Annotated in this window: 1 protein-coding gene; it reads left to right on the top strand. The window is 27.9% G+C overall.

Translation table 11 applies throughout. The annotated features are described in order from the left end of the window. Window positions 1–3,097, top strand: a 3,097-nt coding sequence (locus L8V77_RS07590) for a hypothetical protein (protein ID WP_263707389.1), incomplete at its 5' end; no start/stop codon positions are given. Window positions 3,098–3,163 lie beyond the last annotated feature (66 nt).

The raw sequence follows: 3,163 nt of genomic DNA on the forward strand, positions 1-3,163 counted from the left end.
GATGGATAATAAAAGTATGCAAGAGTTTGCAGATGGAAAATATACAAATGGAAAAGTTATAGATTATACAACTTTCTCCCCTATATTTAAGCCACAAAAAGCAGGTAATGTAGTAAATATGGGTAATATTAATGCTAATAATGTATTACTTATAGGGAATAAGGTAAGTATAGATGGTGGCTATATCAATGGCAAACATAATGATAATGTTAGTGGTGATGCTTTAAAAAATCCAAGTGGTAATACAGCTGATAAAATTCATTTGGTGGGGAATTACATCAATCTTGATTTAGCTAAAGTTAATTTTAATTCCAAAGAAAATCTTATTAGCGCAGATAAATCAGCTAGTGTTAGTATGTCTACAGAAAATTATTACAATCAATTAAAAAATAATAAAAACGATCCATTTAAAAAATATAATTTTCAAAAAGGTAGTTATGGAAATGTAAAATCTAAAGATATAGATCAATTTGCTAGTATAGGTTCTGATAGAGATTGGTTTTTCTTTGCTAAAAGTTGGAATGAAGTAGATACATTTAGACTAGTCGATAAAGGAGTAGATGAATATAGGCTTACTAACAATATAAGTTTTAAAGGAAACAATTACGCTAATTATTGTATAGATGGACTTGGCTGTACTAATATGATAGTTGGTGATAGTGCAGAAGTTGGATGGAATGAATATAAAAGATTTTCCAAAATATTTAATGGACAAGGATTTACACTTAGTGATATTAATATAGATATAAAAGATACTTCAAAAGAGGGAATTTTTACAATAGGCTTATTTGGAGCTTCAAAGGGTGCTACTTTTAAAAATGTAAAAGTTAATTATAATGGCTATATAAAGGCTGCATATAATAGCAAAGATTTTGGATATGTTGGAGCTTTTATAGGTACAGCTAATAATTCTAAATTTGAAAATATAGAAATAAGTGGAGTTAAAAAAATTGAAGTATATGATACAAGAAACATATGGTTTTTAAATGCCAGTGTTGGTGGATTTGCTGGAACAACTATTGGTAATTCAGAGTTTAATAATATATCCTTGCATAATTTTTCAAATATTCATTTGCATAGTTTAAATGAAGCATCTTTTGGTGGCTTTGTTGGTGAATTAGATGGCAAGTCTAGTTTAAGAAATATTTCATTAAGTGATTTTAGTAATATTTCTACAATTGATATTGCTGGAGGTTTTATAGGGGAAAGTAGAAATACTGGTGAATATATATATGAAAATATTTTAATAAAAGATATTGACAAAATAAAAACCACAAGACATTTAGGTGCTTTTGGTGGGTACCTTGGAGGAAAAACAACTATCAATAATGTGTATATAGATTTAAACAATGGCGAATTATATAGCCAATATAGTTTTGCTGGTGGATTTGCTGGATCTATAGGTGGTAATGGAAATTTTCAAAATATTCACATAAAAAATATAGGAAAGATTCAAGCAGGTGTAGCTAATACCTATGCTTTGGGTGTTGGTGGATTTGCTGGAGAGATTGATAGTTTTAACGGGGTTTTAAAATTTAACAATATTGTTTTAGATAATATCAAGGAAATATCTGCTGATAAAGGTAATGTTGGTGGATTTGTTGGAAACGTTGAAAATGCTGATTTTTCTAATATATCTATAAATAATATAGGTAGAATTTCTAGTAATCAAGATGGAACTGGAGTAGGAGGATTTATTGGATTTATAGATGCTAGAAATGGAGATGTAAATATTGGTTTTAAAGATATTGCTTTAAATTTTAATTCTAAAGGGTTGATTCAAGGTGGAGATATTGGTGGATTTATTGGAAATATCAACAATCAAGCCCCTTATACCGGTGAATACTACAAAACAAATCTAGATTTTTCAAATATACATATTTATTTTGATCCAAATTTTTCTATACAATACAATGGTATGGGAAAAGGAAAATTTGTAGGTTATTACAATCAAAACTATAATACCTTTAATTTTAAAGATAAAATTAATTTCTATGCTAATGAAAATATTTTCAATGGAGCAACAACCGATAAGTCTCTGTGGAATAATTTTACTACCTTATCCCCAAATGAGAATGTATTTAAAAATAATACAAAAAATATCACCGAAGCAATCAATGTAAGTGTTATTTCGCCTGAATTCACACACCCTGAAAAAATTCCTGATGATGTAGAAGTAAAGTTAGATATAGATGATTTGTATTCTGATGTAATTGATAGTATTATCAAAGATATTACAAATGAATATTTTTCAATCAATATTCATGATCTAATAAAAATATTAAATGAATACAAATATGAAAATATGAATGAAGATCAGAAAGTTGAATTTATAAAAACATATTTTATTAATAAAAGTAAATATGATAAAAATACCGATCTTGATAAAATAGCAAGATCGGTTGTTCAAAGTTTAGATTTTGCTTCTGTGTATCAAGGTAACTTTTCTGAAGGAAAGTTAAATGCTAGCGCTTTAAAAGAATATAAAAACAATCTAGCTCCAAAAACACAAAAAATAAAAGATGATCAAGATAGTCTAAATAGTTTTTTAAAAGGCGATCTTAATGAATTAGTAATTACTACAAATATCCTGTTACAAAATCTTAAAAACACTCAAGCAGCTTTAAAAGAAGCTATTTCACAATACAATGCTTATGTTGATTTAATCAATGCTAATAAAGCTGAAAGAGACGATGCTAAGCTTGAAGCTCTTAGAAAGAATATAGAAAATCTAGAAAATCATAGTAAATCTTTAGCAGCTAAGATTGATAATAGTCAAAACATTTTAGAAAAATGGCAAGCTCAATCTAGTAAAGAATCAAACGAGCATTTTGTGATTTTAGGCAAATTTGACTATACACAATTAATCAAGCCTGACCTAAATGAACCAAATGGAAATGGTGGAAAAGATCCTGATCCAAAACCTGAATTACCTGAACAAGATTTAGATTTTGAGCAAACCACTGCATTGAATTTAATAAAACACGAAGAGGATGAAGAAAAAGAAATAGGTGAAACAGATGGTGAACTTAGATCAGTTACTTGTATAGTTAGTGATCATTTTAAAACTATGAACCCTTGCGCAGTAGGACACTAATAATTCTTGGGAAACTATTTCCCAAGAATTATTTTATATTTTTTCAACACAAAGACATTATTAATC

The sequence above is a fragment of the Campylobacter sp. IFREMER_LSEM_CL2127 genome, from assembly GCF_025771745.1.
Lineage (GTDB): Bacteria > Campylobacterota > Campylobacteria > Campylobacterales > Campylobacteraceae > Campylobacter_D.